The 17869-nt window shown below is 58.3% G+C and carries 14 protein-coding genes, 1 tRNA gene and 1 pseudogene; 8 read left to right on the top strand and 8 right to left on the bottom strand.

Going from position 1 to position 17869, the window contains the following annotated elements; genetic code table 11:
• The first annotated feature begins 427 nt into the window (after nt 1-427).
• Complete coding sequence (locus H8A95_RS34035) at nt 428-1567, top strand: NAD(P)H-dependent flavin oxidoreductase (protein ID WP_229170157.1); 1140 nt, start codon at nt 428-430, stop codon at nt 1565-1567.
• The gene (locus H8A95_RS34030; RefSeq protein ID WP_229170158.1) at nt 1542-2060 is read left to right on the top strand and encodes a MaoC/PaaZ C-terminal domain-containing protein; all 519 of its coding nucleotides are present in this window, start codon (nt 1542-1544) and stop codon (nt 2058-2060) included. The genes H8A95_RS34035 and H8A95_RS34030 overlap by 26 nt, the downstream gene beginning before the upstream one ends.
• A gap of 197 nt (nt 2061-2257) precedes the next feature.
• Here the strand turns inward: H8A95_RS34030 and H8A95_RS34025 are convergent, their stop codons facing one another.
• The 6 genes from H8A95_RS34025 to H8A95_RS34000 form a co-directional block, all read right to left on the bottom strand.
• Nucleotides 2258-3442 (bottom strand): acyl-CoA dehydrogenase, encoded by a 1185-nt coding sequence (locus tag H8A95_RS34025; RefSeq protein ID WP_229170159.1) that lies wholly within the window; start codon nt 3440-3442, stop codon nt 2258-2260.
• Nucleotides 3443-3551: 109 nt separating this feature from the next.
• Entirely contained in the window at nt 3552-4859 is a 1308-nt protein-coding gene (gene gabT, locus H8A95_RS34020) for a 4-aminobutyrate--2-oxoglutarate transaminase (protein WP_229170160.1), read from the bottom strand.
• 161 nt (nt 4860-5020) lie between these two features.
• Nucleotides 5021-6043 carry a nitronate monooxygenase gene (locus H8A95_RS34015; protein WP_229187118.1) on the bottom strand — a complete coding sequence of 341 codons (1023 nt, stop codon included), beginning with the start codon at nt 6041-6043 and terminating at the stop codon, nt 5021-5023.
• Between the two features lie 83 nt (nt 6044-6126).
• Nucleotides 6127-6564: a Zn-ribbon domain-containing OB-fold protein gene (locus H8A95_RS34010; protein ID WP_229170163.1), complete on the bottom strand. Its 438-nt coding sequence runs from the start codon at nt 6562-6564 to the stop codon at nt 6127-6129.
• A gap of 1 nt (nt 6565) precedes the next feature.
• Nucleotides 6566-7774: a thiolase C-terminal domain-containing protein gene (locus tag H8A95_RS34005; protein ID WP_229170164.1), complete on the bottom strand. Its 1209-nt coding sequence runs from the start codon at nt 7772-7774 to the stop codon at nt 6566-6568.
• Between the two features lie 101 nt (nt 7775-7875).
• Nucleotides 7876-9435: a class I adenylate-forming enzyme family protein gene (locus H8A95_RS34000; protein WP_229170165.1), complete on the bottom strand. Its 1560-nt coding sequence runs from the start codon at nt 9433-9435 to the stop codon at nt 7876-7878.
• Between the two features lie 594 nt (nt 9436-10029).
• Here H8A95_RS34000 and H8A95_RS33995 point away from each other — a divergent pair.
• The 4 genes and pseudogenes from H8A95_RS33995 to H8A95_RS33980 form a co-directional block, all read left to right on the top strand.
• Nucleotides 10030-10995 (top strand): amidohydrolase family protein, encoded by a 966-nt coding sequence (locus H8A95_RS33995; protein WP_229170166.1) that lies wholly within the window; start codon nt 10030-10032, stop codon nt 10993-10995.
• A 305-nt stretch (nt 10996-11300) separates the two neighbouring features.
• The gene (locus tag H8A95_RS33990) at nt 11301-12797 is read left to right on the top strand and encodes a porin (RefSeq protein WP_229170167.1); all 1497 of its coding nucleotides are present in this window, start codon (nt 11301-11303) and stop codon (nt 12795-12797) included.
• Nucleotides 12798-13616: 819 nt separating this feature from the next.
• Nucleotides 13617-14267: a thiamine pyrophosphate-dependent enzyme gene (locus H8A95_RS33985; protein ID WP_229170168.1), complete on the top strand. Its 651-nt coding sequence runs from the start codon at nt 13617-13619 to the stop codon at nt 14265-14267.
• A gap of 70 nt (nt 14268-14337) precedes the next feature.
• Nucleotides 14338-15015, top strand: a pseudogene (locus H8A95_RS33980) (aldehyde dehydrogenase family protein); the annotation flags it as partial.
• A gap of 159 nt (nt 15016-15174) precedes the next feature.
• Here H8A95_RS33980 and ald read toward each other — a convergent pair.
• Nucleotides 15175-16287, bottom strand: coding sequence for an alanine dehydrogenase (gene ald / locus H8A95_RS33975; protein ID WP_229170169.1), 1113 nt, complete (start codon nt 16285-16287; stop codon nt 15175-15177).
• Nucleotides 16288-16420: 133 nt separating this feature from the next.
• On the opposite strand from ald, the gene H8A95_RS33970 reads away from it, so the two are divergent.
• On the top strand, nt 16421-16912 hold the full coding sequence (locus H8A95_RS33970; RefSeq protein WP_229170170.1) for an Lrp/AsnC family transcriptional regulator: 492 nt from the start codon (nt 16421-16423) through the stop codon (nt 16910-16912).
• Between the two features lie 426 nt (nt 16913-17338).
• Here the strand turns inward: H8A95_RS33970 and H8A95_RS33965 are convergent.
• Nucleotides 17339-17472 (bottom strand) — tRNA-OTHER (locus H8A95_RS33965).
• Nucleotides 17473-17556: 84 nt separating this feature from the next.
• Here H8A95_RS33965 and H8A95_RS33960 point away from each other — a divergent pair.
• Nucleotides 17557-17869 (top strand): hypothetical protein (locus tag H8A95_RS33960; RefSeq protein WP_229187117.1); only part of this gene is annotated, 313 nt, incomplete at its 3' end.

Below are 17869 nucleotides of genomic sequence, written 5' to 3'. Positions count from 1 at the left end.
CAAATACCGTGCTTTGCAGGTGTGGCTTCAAGACGTTCAACTCCTCGGTCCCCTTGCTGGCTAAAGGGACCGAAATAAACGTCCTGCCTAACCGGCTACCGCTGTTCAGCGCCGCTGACGACGATCATCAGGTAGGGGAGTTTCAAGTGACCATACCCGGGGGATTTTGACCGACCCGCGGGGCTCGCGGAGATGCAATCCAGACTTAGGCCCATGCTGGAAATCTCTTTCGTCCACTGCTGATGAACCCATATGCGGGTGCCTCAGCCTGAACGACATACGGTCCTTGCATGCCTATTATCCGTGCATTTTTTCAAAAGCTCACTTCGCGAGAATGCATACCGGCGGAAACTGATTCCAAGCTAGATGTCTGCCGGCGTCAGATTTCTGCGCTATGCGCCCGCCCGGAAGGAAAGGGCAATAGAAGATGAGAACAGAAATTTGCAAGCGGCTCGGAATCGAGTTCCCGATCTTTGCGTTCAGTCACTGTCGAGATGTAGTAGCAGAGGCATCGAAGGCTGGAGCATTCGGCGTCCTCGGAGCGGTTGGATTCACACCCGAACAATTTGCGCGGGAGTTGGACCTGCTGGACAAGGCGGTTGGCGATCGGCCTTATGGGGTCGACGTTGTCGTCCCAACCCATGATGTTACCGGCGCCGAAAAGGACCCTGAAACTCTTCGCCAGGAGCTCTTCAACGGCATCCCTCAGGCACACCAAGCATACGCTAAAAAGATTCTGTCAGAAAGTGGCGTTCCCGAGCTTCCGCAGGGGACCAAACATGAGGGAGAATATCTACTTCGATCTACGGCAGCGACGGCGCGTCGGCATGTCGAGATCGCCCTGCAACACCCCAATGTTAGAGTCGTAGCAAATGCCCTTGGAGCGCCGCCGCCCGAGATGGTGCAGGCAATCAAAGCCAGTGGGCGGCTCGTGGCTGGTCTCTGTGGCAAGCCTGAGCACGCCCGAAGGCATGCCGCCGCTGGCGTGGATATCATCGTCGCGCAAGGTACCGAAGGTGGAGGGCACACGGGTGAAATCGGTTCGGTGGTGCTCTGGCCGGAAGTCGTCGAAGCAGTTAAGCCCATCCCGGTCCTGGCCGCCGGCGGTGTTGGAAGCGGTGCCCAGATTGCTGCCGCCATGGTCTTGGGAGCACAGGGCGTCTGGTGCGGCTCCCTATGGCTGACGACGATCGAGTCCGAGCTCAATGAGACCGCGAAAGAGCTCCTCATAAGCGCGAAGTCGTCCGATACCGTGCGCTCCCGCTCGCAAACCGGTAAACCTTCACGCATGCTTCGAAATCGGTGGACGGAGGCGTGGGATAAGCCAGATGCGCCTCGGCCATTACCGTTGCCGTTGCAAGATATGATTTCCGCCGAATGCTCGGCGCGCGCGAGAGCCTACCCTGCAAAAGCGCGAGAGGTCACAATCAATCCAGTGGGGCAAATCGTCGGTCGACTCAATCAAGTCAGCCGAACGCGAGATGTGGTTGCCGCCTTGGTAGAGGAGTATCTCGAAGCCGCAGACCGCCTGAACAAGATACTTGAAGCGGATCTTTATGACTCGTGATGTAACGCTAAAGGCCTCCGGATCAGCAACGGCGTCCGAAAGAGCAACCCCGCTATTTTTAGAAGACCTTTCTGTCGGCTATGCAGTCACGACGGGGGAGTGGCTCGTTACCAAAGACGACATCGTAAGTTTCGCTCGCGACTGGGACCCCCAGCCATTTCACCTGGACGAGCGAGCGGCGAAAGATAGCTTCTTTGGTCGCCTGGTCGGGAGCGGGATTCACACCTATGCCATAACAATGAGGTTATGCGTTGATGCTGGAATATTCACCGGCAATGCGGTTGCTGGCCTTGGCTTCGACCAGCTTCGTTTCGGTGCGCCCGTATATCCAGGAAACTCATTGTTAGCTCGGTTAACCGTCGCAAGTCTGCGGGTATCCAAGAGCAAGCCCGAGTTCGGCGTGGTCAACTGGCACGTTAATACGTCGGACGAGAACGGACGCTCCGTTCTGTCTGTTGTGGCAACCAATCTGTTTCGTCGTAAAATCCGATAGCAACTCCTATCTGACCAACCCGTCATCCTTACCGCGAGTAGAGCCCCTCAAGCGGCTGCAAGCCAGGTGAGATGGACGGTGTCCGGGAGCCGTGACATGGCTCGGCGGGCGGGCAGCTATAAATGGCGGAGTCTAGTCGCTCCAAGGCGATCTCGATGACCACGGTGTCTTTCAGAGGAAGAGGCACTCGGCGCTTTTCAAAATGCCGCAATTCCCGTGATCGCCCGTCCTATGATCAGCGCATGCACATCATGTGCGCCCTCGTAGGTGTTGACGGTCTCGAGATTCACCAAATGGCGCATCACCTGGAACTCGCCGGAAATCCCATTGCCCCCGTGCATATCGCGCGACATGCGAGCGATATCCAAGGCCTTGCCGACATTGTTACGCTTAACGATTGAAACCATCTCGGGAGCAAAACGGCCTTCGTCCATCAGGCGCCCAACGCGAAGACTTGCCTGAAGGCCCAGCGAGATCTCCGTCTCCATGTCAGCCAGCTTCTTCTGATAGAGCTGGTTGGCGGCGAGTGGCTTGCCGAACTGACTTCTGTCGAGGCCATACTGCCGGGCGGCGTGAAAACAATATTCCGCAGCGCCAAGGCTTCCCCAGCTGATGCCGTAGCGGGCCCGGTTTAGGCAGCCAAAAGGCCCCTTCAATCCCTGAACGCCAGGCAGCAAGGCGTCTTCAGCCACCTCGACCTCGTCCAACATGATCATGCCAGTGATCGATGCGCGGAGCGACAGCTTGTTGTCGATCTTCGGGGCGGACAGCCCCTTGGCATCTTTGTCGAGGACGAAGCCGCGGATCGCACCGCCATGACCGTCAGACTTTGCCCAGACAATGAAAACATCTGCGATCGGGCTATTGGAAATCCAGGTCTTGCTTCCTGAGATGGCGTAACCTGTCGAGGTTTTGATGGCTCGCGTCTTCATGCCGGCCGGGTCCGAACCGGCGTCCGGTTCGGTCAGGCCGAAGCAGCCGATCCATTCTCCGCTGGCGAGCTTGGGGAGATATTTGCGCTTCTGCTCTTTGGAGCCATAGGCGAAGATCGGATACATCACCAAGCTCGACTGCACGCTCATCATCGAGCGATAGCCGGAATCGATCCGCTCGACCTCTCGCGCAATCAGGCCATAAGCGACGTAGCTCGCGCCAACTCCGCCATATTCCTCCGGAATCGTTGGCCCGAGAAGGCCGAGCGCGCCCATCTCACGGAAGATGTCCAGGTCGGTATGCTCGTTAGCGAAGGCATCGATAATCCGGGGGGCCAGCTTATCCCGGGCGTAGCTGCGCGCCGTGTCGCGCACCATTCGCTCGTCGTCGGTCAGCTGCTCCTCGAGGAAAAATGGATCTGCCCAGTCGAAAGCACCAATGCCAGTCATCTCTGTCTCCTAGACCCGCGGCGCAAGCGATTGCATCCGCTGGCGGTCCCGGCGCGTCCAGCTTGCCGCTCCTTGGTACGCTCACCGCCAACGGTTGTGGTTCGTCGCGTCACGCCACTGCGACGATGATTGTTTTGTTTGCTACCGCCTCGAGCGAGGCTTCGAGGATGTCGAGACCTTCGGCTAGAACCTGGTCCGGGATGGTCAGTGGCGGAAGAAGACGGATGACGTTGAAGTGTGTCCCGCAAGCGAGGAGGATCAACCCCCGCTTTTCGGCTTCGGCAACCAACGCCGCCGTTAGCGCGCTGTCGGCGGCACGTGTTCGACGGTCGGTAACAAGCTCGAACGCGACCATGGTGCCGGGCCCACGTACCTCACCGATAAGCTCCATGCCTTGCCGACTGGACAGATTGACCAGGCGGTCGGTGATCACCTTTCCGATGCGCTCCGCCCGTGCGGTAAGATCTTCGTCCTCAATAACGTCCAGGACGGCATTGGCGGCGGCAACCGCGAGTGGATTGCCGGCATAGGTACCGCCGAGGCCGCCCACGGGCGCGGCATCCATCAGATCGGCGCGACCGACGAGCGCCGATAGCGGGAAACCACCGGCCAATCCCTTCGCCAGGGTGACGAGATCTGCCTTCACGCCGCTATGCTCCAGGGCGAAAAGCCGGCCGGTACGCGCCATGCCTGTCTGGACCTCGTCCGCGATCAGCAGGATGCCGTGCTTGTCAGCGAGTGCGCGGAGCGCCTGCAGAAAACTTGCAGGCGCGGGAACGAAGCCACCTTCGCCCTGAACCGGCTCGACGATGAAGGCGGCGACGCTGGCGGGATCGACGTCTGCGGCCAGCAGCGTCTCGATCCCGCGCAGGGCCTGCGCTTCCGACATCCCATGAAATTCGTTGGGGAACGGCGCGTGATAGACGTCGGCGGGGAAGGGGCCGAACCCCTTTTTGTAAGGCGCAACTTTGCCCGTGAGAGCCAAGCCCATCATCGTACGACCATGAAACCCACCGGCGAAGGCGATAACCGCAGGGCGGCCGGTTGCGATACGAGCAACCTTGACGGCGTTCTCGACCGCCTCTGCGCCCGTTGTGACCAACATCGTCTTCGCTGGACCGGACACCGGAGCAACCGCGTTCAACCGTTCGGCAAGGCGGATATAGCCTTCGAATGGCGCGACGTGGAAACAGGTATGCGTGAAACGCTTCGCCTGTTCGGCAACCGCTGCCATGATCCGCGGATGGCGATGACCTGTGTTGTTGACAGCTATGCCCGCAGCAAAATCGATGTAGCGTTTTCCGTCTACGTCCCACAGCTCGGCGTTCTCTGCACGATCAGCATAGATGTTCTTCGTGCCAATGCCACTCGTCACGGCTGCGATGCGACGCAGTCGAAGTTCAGAAGATAAACTCATGATAGCCTTCCCGAAAAACCGCAATTAGCAGATCGAAAGACGGGGGATATATCCTGCTTACCCCTCCGACATGAACGGTTTGAAGCGCTCGGTCGCCGAACAATATTCGTCGATAAGCCTGTATATGACGTCACGCGTGCGCTCGACTTCGTTGAGACGGCCTACAATTTGGCCGACAGGGTTGATCGTGACGGCGCGCGCTCGATCCGGATATGCGCGTGCACGGCTCGTGGCCTCTGCTGCGACGATGTCCTGAAGCGGTAGTGGCAGTGTTTAGGGGCATTCGGCATCTCCCAAGCCTTGGTCCATTCGTTCCTGAGCATCCGGCATGGCTTCCCCGTCAGCGACGTGGAACGCGTGGTGTCGCGGCTGTGCGCCTCCAACAACAGTCCCCGCTGCTGCTCGGTCAGGTCGGACTCGATCGTCGTCAACCAAAGTGATCCAGTCCAGACCCCCTGTGCGCCGAGCATCAACGCCGCTGCGATCTGAGCCCCGCTGCCAACCCCGCCCGCAGCAAGCACCGGAATCGGCGCAACTGCCTCCACGACTTCAGGCCAGAGCACCAATGAACCGATCTCGCCAGTGTGACCGCCGCCCTCGGTGCCCTGCGCGATGATCAAATCGACGCCCGCTTCCACATGCTTCTTCGCCTGCGAAACCTCACCGCACAGACCTGCGAGCAGGCGCCCGCTGCTCTTGATAGTCTCGGTCACATCGGCGGGCGGCGCGCCGAGCGCGTTGGCGATGAGGCGCACATTCGGTCGCTTAAGGGCGATCTCGACATGACGGCGCGCCGTCGCTGCAGTGGACCGGATCAGATAATCGCCCTCATGTTGGGTGCCCGCGGGCAACTCGGGCACGCCGTTGTCCGCGAGGATCTTCTTTACGTAAGCACTGGTCTCAGGCGGGATCATCGATTTGAGTTTCTGGCGAAGCTTGTCGAGATCCGGTTCGTGCGCCCAAGGATCCTTTGCGGGGATCACGACGTCCACCCCATAGGGCTTGTCACCGATGCGTGCATCAATCCAGTCAAGCTGGACCTCCAGCTCCTCAGGGGTGAAGCCCACGGCGCCGAGCACGCCGATGGCACCGGCCTTACTCGCTTCCACGACGACATCGCGGCAATGACTAAAGGCAAAAATAGGCGCGTCGATGCCAAGTCGATCGCAGATTTGAGTTCGCATGGAATCTGTCCTGTTACGGGTGCACTAGTTGCCCTAGTCTGTTCCACCGATCTCGTCGGCAGGACAGCATTGAAGATCAATCGTCATCCGATCGCACCTTCCTGGACGACGAATAGGGGTATCTTCTGGCCTGACTCGGCGCGGGCAAAGGCGAGGCGGACCGGCGTTCCGATTTGTATTGTTTCCGGGTTTTCCGCCAGGATGCGGGAAATGACCTTCACGCCCTCCGGCAGCTCGACCACGCCAGTGACGTACACGCCCCACTGTGCGAACTGCGGCGACCGATTGACCAGCACCCTCGAAAAGGTCCAGACCTTGCCCGCCCCCTCAATAGCAAGATCTTCGATCGCATCCGACCAACAATGGCAGCAAAAGCCCCTGTAATGATATTGCGTCTCGCCGCAATCGCGGCAACGCTGCACGAGGAAGATGCCGCGGTTGCACGCATCCCAGAAAGGCTTCGTTTCGACGACGGTCGAGGGAACCGGCCCCGTCCAGACGATCTCCTTTGTCCCGATCATCTCAGATCTCCAGGATATGCGCGGCGGAGCCGCGGCGGGCGAGGAATGCGGCCCCTGTGGCTGTACACATCGCGATCTTCGCATCCGGCACCTGACGGCCAGAGGCTTCACCCCTCAGCTGGCGCACGGCTTCGATAAACATGAAGATGCCGCGACGTCCAGGGTGATTGGACGCTAGGCCGCCGCCATCGGGATTGACCGGTAGACTGCCGCCATCGAGCTTCATCTCGCCCGCCGCCGCGAAGGATCCGCCTTCTCCGACGTCGCAAAAGCCCGCGCCCTCGAGATCCACGACCACGTTGAAGGTGAAGGCGTCGTAGATCATCGCAGTGTGGATGTCTGCTGGGCGTCGGCCCGACATCGCGTAGGCATCACCGCAAGCGCGCGCCACCATCTCGCGGCTTTCCGTGGCCCAGTCCGTCTTGCCGCCGCCATGGGTCATCAACGCCTCGCCGAAGCCGCGGATCCAGACCGGCGGCTTTGCGCACTCCGCGAACAGATCAGGATGGGCGACGACGATCGCCCCGGCGCCGTCACTGACCACGCAGCAATCGAGCTTGTGAAGTGGCGTTGCGATGATCGGTGAGGACAGCACGTCGTCAACCGTGATACGCTCCCGCCGCATGGCATCGGGATTGCGCGCCGCGTGCTCGCGCATGGTCGTGGCGACGTGCGCCAGCTGTTCGCTGGTGAGCCCCGTGTCGTGCATGTAGCGCTGGGTAAGCATGCCCATGAAAGCAATGACGGTGGTACCGTAGATCTGCTCAAAAGCGTCGGGGATCGGAACCATCTCCGTTCCGGTGAGCTGGTTGTAGGAAACCGTTCCGACGTTGACCCGACGTGACCTGGTGGTGGCGCCGTATGCGATCAGCGCGCATTTGAAGATGCCGGCATGAATGCCCAGGACGGCGCGGTTCACATAATAGCCGAGAGAGGCGCCGCCGACGTCCGTCTCGTCGATGAACTTGGGTTTCAGGTTGAGGTAGTCTGCCGCCATTGTCGATGTACAGATCCCAAGCTGACCACCCTCCGGGGCGGTCGCGGCCACGAACAACGCGTCGATATGGGACGGCGATAAGCCAGCATCAGCGATCGCTCCACGCGACGCTTCGGCCAGTAGCTGCCACTCACTCTTCTCTTGAGCGAAGCGGGTCGGATGCTCGTATGCACCGACGATAGCTGCTGTCTCTCCAAGCCTGATGTTGGCCATTGCTAGTGTCTCACTTGATGGCCGCGAAACCCAGTTCCCGGAGGAGTTGAGCGGTTGCGCTGCCGTTTGGGTTTCGTATTTAATCAGAACGGCGGTGACGATCAGCCCGAGCCCCGGCCTTCGAGAATGCTGGACATCAGTTCCTGCGCCAGAACGCGAGCCGCGACCCGATTCTTCTTGCTGGTATTGCCCGAAGGCAATTCGGCCACCTGGAAAAGGAAGCTCGGCACCTTGTACTCTGCAATGTGCTGAACAAGAAAGTCGCGGAGCAGCTCGCTTTCAAGAGGCTCCCCCCCGCGCGTGGTGAACAATCCAATAACCGATTCGCCTTTGACTTGATCAGGCACTCCGACGACGACTGCGTCAGCCGCGCTCGGATGGGCGCAGATCGCCGATTCAATCTCGGCTGGCGAGATATTGGCGCCGCCGCGGATGATCAACTCACTTCGGCGAGTGACGAAAGTGTAATAGCCCTCCGCGTCACGACGGAGCAAGTCTCCCGAACGTATCCATCCGTCCGCCGTCATGCGCTCAGACGTCAGCTCGGGCTGGTCATGATAGCCCAGAAATGATCCTGGACTGCGGATCAAGGCCTCGCCCGCCGCTCCGTCCGCGACTTCGCGTCCCTCGTCGTCGAGGAGGCGCAGCTGCGCACCTTCGACAAGCCGTCCGAGCGTTCCCACAGGACCGCCGACATCCCGGACAGGATGAACCGCGAGCACCGGGAAGGATTCGGTCAACGCCCATCCTTCGCACAACCGGTGACCCAACCGGCGTTCCACCTCGGCAACGATCGTTTCATTGCGTGGCTCTCCGCCAAGGAACAGCTTGCGCAGAGAGCCCGTGTCAACGCTGCGTTCTTTCATGATGTTGAGCATCATCGCGTACATGCTCATGGTTCCAGCAAAGGCCGTTATACGCTCGTTTTTGATCAGATCGAGTGTGCGCGTCGGGCTGAACTGTTTTTCCAGAACGATCGTGCACCCCGTTGCAAGAGCCGTCTGAGACAACGTGCACAGGCCGAACACCCACGCCAGAGACATGGCGACCAGAACACGATCGGCAGGCTCAAATCCCCAAGCCTGACGATAGTGCTCAGCACTCCACGTCTCCGAACCATGCGAGCGCTCGACAGGCTTTGGAAGAGAGGTCGTCCCGGAAGTGTAGCTGATCAGGAGTGGCTGGGGCGCCGGAAGATCCAGCGGCGGGAATATGCCTCCAGCCACTGTCAATTCGTCCAATGAAGGGATGCCCGATACTTGACGACCCTCCTTGGAAAGCAGAACGAGTTTCGGGCTTGCCCCAATCTCAGAGATCACCGCCTGTGTCAGTTTCAGGAGGGCGGCATCGACGATCACTACGCGAGGGACTGCGTTCGATATCGCATAGCGTAACTCACGTGCCTTGAATGCAGTGTGGATCGGTGTGAACACCGCGCCAAGGCGCGCCGCAGCCTGATAAACGATCAGATGCTCCACCGAGTTTTCGGCGAACATCATCACCCGGTCGCCTATGCCAACGCCGAGTTCTGCCAGCCCGCAAGCAACAGTCTGACTTTGCCGATCAAGCTCCCTGTAGGTCAGTATCCGCGGCCCCATCTTGATGGCGACGGCCTGGCCCCGCTCTTCGGCATGAACGGCCACAAGGTTGGCGTGGTTCAAGGCTGCTTGCTCCCAATGCTGATAGTGGCAGGCCCTCGTCCTGCTGCGCTGTCCGCCCCCCGGTCGCCACGAGCTGTGGAATAATAATCCGCCGCATATTGTGCCATGACAAGGAGGCCAAGCGGTGCGAACGGCGCCATCGCTTCACGAAGCCTCGATGACACGCTCGAACCAAGTTTTGAAAGGCGGACGGAACACACGCCAAGCATCATCGGCGCAAAGAGCAGGCTTGTCCAAAACCGGTCCCGGGCAAGCAAATCCCTTATAGGATCTCCTGGCCATCCTGCCAGGATATGTTCGATCGCCAATGCCTGAGCTCCTAGTATCGACTTGACGCATTTTCTATCTAAAGTCGCGATCGGGCGTTGGCTTCGCTGGCACTCGAGGCCCACCGCAGTCGATCATTATACGTAGATTAGTAGGCAGTTTGACGCCGCAAAACATTCCGTTTCTTCGAGATGAACTTTTGGAATCCCAGAACCAACCACGTTGTTTCGTGCACTAAGGTCGTCCGCGCCGGTCATGTCGGATCTGCTTGGGTTGGCGGACGGCTTGGCGTCGTTCTGAAATCGTCGAAGCACGGGACCAAAAAGAGTGATAATCGACCCGCATGTTCATGTGTTGGACAAGGGCCACTGGCCTAAGGAATGGTGGGATTGGGTGGCGCGCGATTGGGCAAATAGGGTGCCCGGGCGCAAGCCAGAGGATATCGTAGAGAAGGCAGAGGAGAACTTGCTGGATCCGGATGGTGGGCGTCTGATCTCGCAAATGGATTCTGCCGGCGTCGATGTCTCCGTCATTCTTCCTATCGATTGGGGTGTGGATTATCACGCCGCCCGAACCCTTGATGAAATCAATCAGCACGCGGAGGCCGTTGCGCGGTTGCATTCAGATCGCCTAATCGCTTTCGCAGGCATTGACCCCCGCCGAGAGGGGGCCTCTGACAAGCTCGAGCGTTGGCTGAGCGGCTCTTTCAAGGGGCTCAAGCTTTATCCCTCGACTGGCTTCTATCCGGCGAGCGCGGAGGCGTTCGCACTTTACGAGGTGTGTGCGGCGCGAGATATGCCGGTTCTCTTTCACACTGGCGATCCCTTGCCCGTCATGGACAAGGAGTATGCGCGACCCAAGCACTTCGCTGCCGTCACGAAGGCTTTTCCGCGTCTGAAGATATTCCTCGCCCATTGCGGATACGGTCAGACAGACGAATGGAATGATGCCTTGGAAGTCGCAGCTCAGTCCGAGCGCGCCTGCCTCGAGCTGTCTGTTCTGCTATGGGACGATTCTACCGAAGAGAAGGAAGTCGAGCTGGTAAGAAAGATCGACCAGGCTCGAAATCGCGTGGGTATTGAGAGAATCCTCTTTGGTACGGATCACGTCTCTGGAAAGAAGATCAGACCTCCCGGTTTCCTCGACAAGGTCGTTTCCATGTTCAGACGACTGCCGGACACCGCGAGGAAGGCCGGAGTTTCAATAACTGCCGCTGAGCATGACAAGATCATGGGCGGCAATGTTCAGCAGCTGATCAATGTGGATTGGAGCAGATTCCGTCAGACGTCTTGAAGATCCACTTCGGAGGGGGAATGCCAACGAGAAGACAAGCGAGAAAGTGTGAAATTGCGGTTGCCGTACGAGGCGTGTCGCGCAACCGGTTTCATGCTGGCAATCGCAGACCGCATTTCAAGCGCAGCGGGACAACCATCCCGGCGCGTCTTGGCAGCGATCCAGTGTTCACAGAAGCGCTTGTCCCAAGCTAGTCGACCATTCTCGAATGTCCGTTAACAGCGAGGCCGCCATAACCATTGCTCGCTCTCACTACTTGCCGGGAAAACTCTAACGACTGCATCGATCCAGGGGGACCACACCGCATGACCAATACGTCAAAATTCATTAAAGCATTCCGAAGCGAGGCGCCGAGCTGCTCGCTATTGTCTCTGACAGCGTCGATTGCCTTTGCGGCGAGCGCGAGCGCCGCAGAGTTTCCGATTAAAGCGCCGCCAGTGATACCAGACCTGACTTGGCACGGGATCACGCTAATCGGTACTATCGACGTGTCAGGCCAATATCAATATAATGGCGCACCTTATGCCGGAAACATCTATTCGCCATCATCACTAATTGCGCCGACGAACAGGTCCTCTCAGTTCCTTCTTGCGCCTAACCAGTCGCGTCAATCCTACGTCGGAGTCAAGGTCGAAGAAAATCTGGCGTCCGATCTGAACTTTATCGCTAGAGCGGAAATGGGCTTCATTCCGACGACCGGCGAACTTGCGGACGGGCTTAAGAGCGTTAAGATCAACAATGGCATTGCGTTAAACCAGCAGAACTTCAACGCTGATGGTTCTCGCGCCGGGCAGATTCTAAACGGTGAAGCCTGGGCCGGCTTCGACAGCAAACAGTGGGGTACGGTCCATGTGGGCCGCAACTTGTCCGTCTCGGCGGACATGCTGGGCGCTTACGATCCGCTGGCTTCTTTCGGGTTCTCCCTACTCGGTTACGTCAGCTATTTTTCGGGGATGGGGTCTGCGGAAACCGCAATTATCGACGATTCGATCAAATACCTGAAAAACTGGGGTCCGGTCCGGATAGAGGCGATGTACGGTCATCCGAATACGAATGCCAAAGACTTTTGGCAAGCCGAGATCGGCTACGTGTTGCCTCAGTTTTCGATCGATGCACTAGGGGGCGTAATGCATGACGCGATCAGCGTGAGCAGTCTATCTAGCACGTTACCAGGGGCCTTGGGCTCGAACTTCCTGGGCGCCCGCGTTTTCGATGCCAGCATGTACGGCGTGTTGGCGAAGTATGTGTTCCCGGTCGGTGTGAACGGTCCGCTTTCAACGGCCGCTTCGAAGTTCATTCTGAGCGGTGGCTACTCGCGGGTTACTTTTTCTAATCCGGCAGATGGTGGCAGAACCCCAGGCTTCTCAACGATTGGTAGCTACCAGATCGGGCCGACCCTCTCGCAAAACGGCTCATCAGGGTTCGGTATCGTCAACTACAGCTATACCGGCGGCGACCGTCTAGTGGATATCAGTTTCATCACTGGCAAATACCAATACGATGACCAGCTGGCATTCACATTGGCCTATTATCGCTTTGACCAGAACAGTTACGGGCATGGTGTCAACAGCATTCCCGGCATCACCGCGGCCAGCTTTTCCAACGCGGATTGCTCCAGCGCGTCGTTCTTGAACTGCGCCGGCTCAGAACAAGTAGGCTCCTTCCGTGTCGACTACCAGTATACAAAAAATCTCATGTTCTACGCCGGCATGGCGTACTCGAAGGTCTCAGGCGGTCTCGCATTCGGCTATCTCAAGACCTACACCTACGACCCGACCATTGGTTTGCGTTTTACGTTCTGAAGAGGGCAGGGATGTCCTTCGTGGACTCCACCATAGCCATGTGGCGGCGGCGTGCTCTGAAGCCCCGCCGTTCCCTTCGGTAACTCGTCGCCATGGAATGGCGCCTGCGCAGCTTGTTGGACCTTGTTCTTTTCTCTATCGCGCTCGGGATCTGATTGGCTTGTGCTACAAAAGCTTTCCGCCCGATTCACCTCAAGGGCGAGTACTTGCTACCACCCTCTCTTGAAACGGGGGACCACTCCAGCGGGATGACGGTCTAAGCAATTGCATCCTGCGCGAATCGAATTCCTTTCGTTGGGTATTTGCCACGGCTCTCACTCCGGCGGAGCTCCTTCACTCTCTGGACTTTCCCGGTGTGGATGCCCCCACACCGGGACTTTTATTCGTGGTCGCCTTCCAATCGCGAACGGTTTCGTGATCTGTGTCGATCTTCAAGCACCTCTACGCTCTGTTCGACAAAGCGTTCAACGCAAGCGCGCTGCAGGGATAGGACCCCCGCTTCGCGATAGAGGAGGTCTAGACTGCAGCTTTCGCTTGATGTCAGCCACCTTGGCCGTCAATCCGTCGGTTTGTGCTGCGGTCTGAACCGGCCGCGGTCTGCTTCAAGGGCAAGTCGCGAGCGATCGGCAGCCGCCGTCTCGACATGAGAGGCCGCGGCCTTCGCCGGCCTGAAGGCCCGCTCGTCCGCGCCTGCCCATTCGCCGTGCGGCCGCCGTCCCCTGAAGCGGCCCGCTCGCGCCGGCTCTGGTCGACCGCACCCGAGGGACCATGTTGCCCGGGGATTGTCACGTTATACAACTAGCCCAACACGAACATGACTTGCTGCTGGCATTGGAAATGCTGGCGGATGCGCTCAGAGTTGGCTTGAATACGCCTTATCCTATCAACATTTCGCGACAGGACGAAATAGCGGACCCCTCAAGCGATGCGCTGACCGCCGACGCAATTAGCATTATGGTCGCCCGGCGACTGCCGGAGCAATCCATCATCATTGATGAAGCAATAACTTCGGTGGGACAGATTCACGCCCTAGCGGATGTACTTCCGCCCCACGACACGCTGTCCCTCACAGGAGGATCGATTGGAATTGGGATTCCGCTTGCAACCGGCGCCTCGATTGCCGCCCCGGACCGAAAGGTTGTGGCACTGCAGGCCGACGGCAGCGGTATGTACACCGTGCAGGGCTTATGGACGCAGGCGCGCGAGAAACTCAACGTAGTGACGATTATCTATGCCAACAGCGCCTATCGCATTCTACAGGGCGAGATGACAAACGTGGGCGTGAATGAGTATGGCCGCAACGCGCGCCGCATGCTCGCTCTTGACGAACCCCGCCTCGACTGGTGTTCGATCGCCAAGGGTATGGGCGTCGAGGCGGGACGAGCAGATACTGCCCAAGCTTTTCGTCGTCTTCTCGATTCAGCGATGGCCGGTGATGGACCTTTTCTTATCGAAGCGACAATCGAATGAGGACCGTTCCATTGAGAACAACGTTCGCAAGGTGAGTTGCGAGGCACATCACCTCGCCAAGAGATGACACTACGGCTCGGCGGGCGAACGCTGCATGGCAATTTCGGTTGCCGTCCCTATCGGCGATGCCACGGCGCGAGAACTCATCCAAAGACTGGCACCGAAGGTTCGTGCGTTGACCATTGGTCCCGGCACCGATCCCAGCGTAGAAATGGGGCCGCTCGTGACGAAACAACACCGTGACAAGGTCCGCGCTTACGTCGACGCCGGCGTTGCCGAGGGTGCAGAACTCGTTGTTGATGGGCGCGACTTTAAGCGACAAGGGTACGAGAACGGTTACTTCATAGGGGGAAGCCTGTTCGACCGAGTGACAACTGAGATGAAAATCTGTCGAGAGGAGATCTTCGGCCCTGTGCTCGCGGTGGCTCGCGCTGGTTCATACGATGAGGCGGCCGACATGATAAATAAGCACGAGTTCGGAAACGGCACCGCGATATTCACCAGAGACGGGGATGCGGCACGGGAATTCGCTCACCAGATTCAGGTCGGAATGGTCGGCATAAACGTCCCTATTCCCGTTCCGATGGCATTTCATTCGTTCGGCGGGTGGAAAGCTTCTCTTTTCGGAGACCACCACATGCACGGCCCCGAGGGAGTGCGATTTTACACCAAATTGAAAACAATCACGACGCGATGGCCAACGGGCATCCGGAGCGGCGCAGAATTTGTGATGCCAACGATGAACTGAACGTGGGCTTCTCCTCAGCATACGAAGTCCGTTCCTTCCGGCCCGACCTGGCGACTCTAAGCAACTGAAATTGTGATTTAGGTTCACAAAAAGAGGGCCACTCCTTTCGGAGTGGCCCGCCAAGTCAGGGAGGAAACGTCCCCAGAGGGACCTCTGTGATCAGGCCGCCGCCTGTTCGATCGGTGAAAATGGGAGGCCGAGGCTCTCAGCTACCGCTCTGTAAGTGAGCCGGCCCCGATGGACATTGAGACCTGCGCGCAGATGCGGATCATCGAGCACTGCTGCGAGCCCCCTATTGGCAAGGGCTAGCCCAAACGGCAGTGTCGCATTGTTCAGCGCATGGCTCGAAGTCAGTGGGACGGCTCCCGGCATATTGGCGACACAGTAGTGAATCACCCCATCCACCTCATACGTCGGATCAGCGTGCGTAGTTGGACGTGAGGTCTCGAAACAGCCGCCTTGATCAATCGCAACGTCGACAATCACAGAGCCCTTACGCATCGAACTCAACATGCTACGGGTGACGAGTTTGGGTGCGCTCGCACCCGGCACAAGTACGGCGCCTATGACAACGTCCGCCGCAAAGACCTCCTCCTCGATGGCTTGGAGGGTCGAGAACCTGGTCCGAACGCGGCCCTCGAATAGTTCATCCAACTCGCGCAGCCTAGAAATAGAGCGGTCAAGGATTGTAATCTCGGCACCCAAGCCTGCCGCCATCCGGGCCGCGTGGGTACCGACAACGCCACCTCCGACCACCACTATCCTAGCGGGCTGGACACCGGGAACCCCACCGATCAGCAACCCTCGCCCCCCGGCGTATCGCTTCAGGGCCGCACCGGCTGCTTCGATCGCGAGCCTGCCAGCGACCTCGCTCATCGGCGCCAGCAGCGGAAGACCACCATGCACATCAGATACGGTTTCATAGGCGACAGCAGTGCAGCCAGATTCCATAAGGCCCTTGGCTTGCTCTGGATCAGGCGCCAGATGAAGATAGGTGAAGAGTATCTGGTTCTCTCGCAGGAGGGCCCACTCGGAGGGCTGGGGCTCCTTTACTTTCACGATCATCTCACTCGATGCAAACACCTCCTGAGCCGAGTCCGCAAGAGTCGCGCCAGCTTTGTGGTAGTCCTGGTCTGCCGCGCCGATGCCGACGCCGGCATCGGTTTCGATCACCACAGTGTGGCCGGCAGCTACATATTCACGAACTGCTCCAGGGGTGAGACCAACGCGATACTCATACGTCTTGATTTCCTTTGGAACACCAACTTTCATCTCCCCCCTCCGATCTGGAATATCTCCTTTTAGCCGTAAGAGTAGTTTGATTTTCTGCAAACTTGCGAAGCTGAAACGAAAAGGTGCAGAACTTTAACTGCTTTTTGGCACTACCACGCAGGATTCCAAACAAATGGATGCCGATAGAATCGACCTAACAATTCTCGCCGAGCTCAGCTCTAACGCACGGATCAGTCAGACTGAACTCTCCAATCGAATGGGTTTGTCCAGCACTGCAATTGCGCGACGTCAGCGTACGCTAGAAGAGGAAGGCTACATCACTGGATATCAGGCGACGCTTGACCTCACTCGGTTCGGTCTCAACACAACGGTGCTGGTGAGAGTCACGCTGGATAGTCAAAGTGACGAGGCATTGAAGTTATTCGAAACTGGTATTGTCAAATGCCCATCGGTCGTTCGTTGCTTTCTAATGTCTGGAAGCGACGACTATCTTCTCATAGTGCTTGCTCGAAACATTGAGGATTTCGAACGAATTCACCGTACTGAACTCTCTTGTCTCCCGCGAGTTTCACGCATTCAGTCAAACTTTGCCATACGTGAAATAGTCAGCCGCGCAGTGCCTCCGGCGATCTTCGGAAACCCGGTGCGCTACGCAGGCAGATAACTCAACCAGCTTAACGTAAGCAATAAGACCGCAATTATTCTGTGCGACTTGCCAGCGGCCGCGTTCGAGCATCGCGCACATCCGAGCTCGGCGCCGATCATCTGCGATCCCGAATTTTGACAAATTGATCAACGCCTCAAGGACTCGGATCGTCCATGCTCGGGAGCCGGCCGTCGGTTCGATGAACCGCATCTGGCTTCCCCACATCAGTGAGTTCGATGCGACGCCTAGACGGTTTTCTCCGTTAGTGATGCTTGAGGTCTTCTGCTCGGCGGTTCATTAGGCGACGCTCATGTGCGAGGGGGAGGATCTGACCATTGTGCTAACAAGAGAGTTGGCCGTAACCCTGCGCTTTGTGACGAACAAGAGTCCGACGTACCGTTCGGGAGCCGGGGTTGGATGCCTTGCTTTCGCAAAAATCGTTAGTTGCGGGGATAGGATTTGAACCTATGACCTTCAGGTTATGAGACTGAAAGTCGGAATCAAACAATGAAGGCGCCCAGAAGCGCCCAGGACAATTAGCCCGGTTCATCCCTTTTATACGCTACGGCTACCCCGCAACCCTACCTCCACACTTGACTCTTTCTTGCCGGACCAACTTACGATTCTGTTGCCTCGGACCGATTATGGTCCGGGAAGGGACCATGCGCGGCAAGGACGAACAGGCCAAGATCGAGTTATTAGGGTCGGCAGATTCCGCGAAAATACCGCCTGTCCCGAAGCGCCGTCGCAACCGCGGCATGCCGCCGCCCGCGACGTTCGATATCGATACGCTGCCAAGCAGCTCCAATTTGACGGCATTGGAAGCGGCCGCGGTCATCCGGCGCACGCCCGGAGCGCTTGAGCAGTGGCGGCGCGATCCAAATCACCCGCTGAAATGGCGCTACGTCGACGGCCGCCCGCTCTACCGGGTGGATTCGGTGCGCGAATATTTGGCTAAATGCGATAAAGCCACTA

The organism is Bradyrhizobium oropedii (assembly GCF_020889685.1).
Taxonomy (GTDB): Bacteria; Pseudomonadota; Alphaproteobacteria; order Rhizobiales; family Xanthobacteraceae; genus Bradyrhizobium; species Bradyrhizobium oropedii.
The sequence above is the reverse complement of the archived record's forward strand: the minus strand, read 5'-3'. Positions and strand labels throughout refer to the sequence as shown.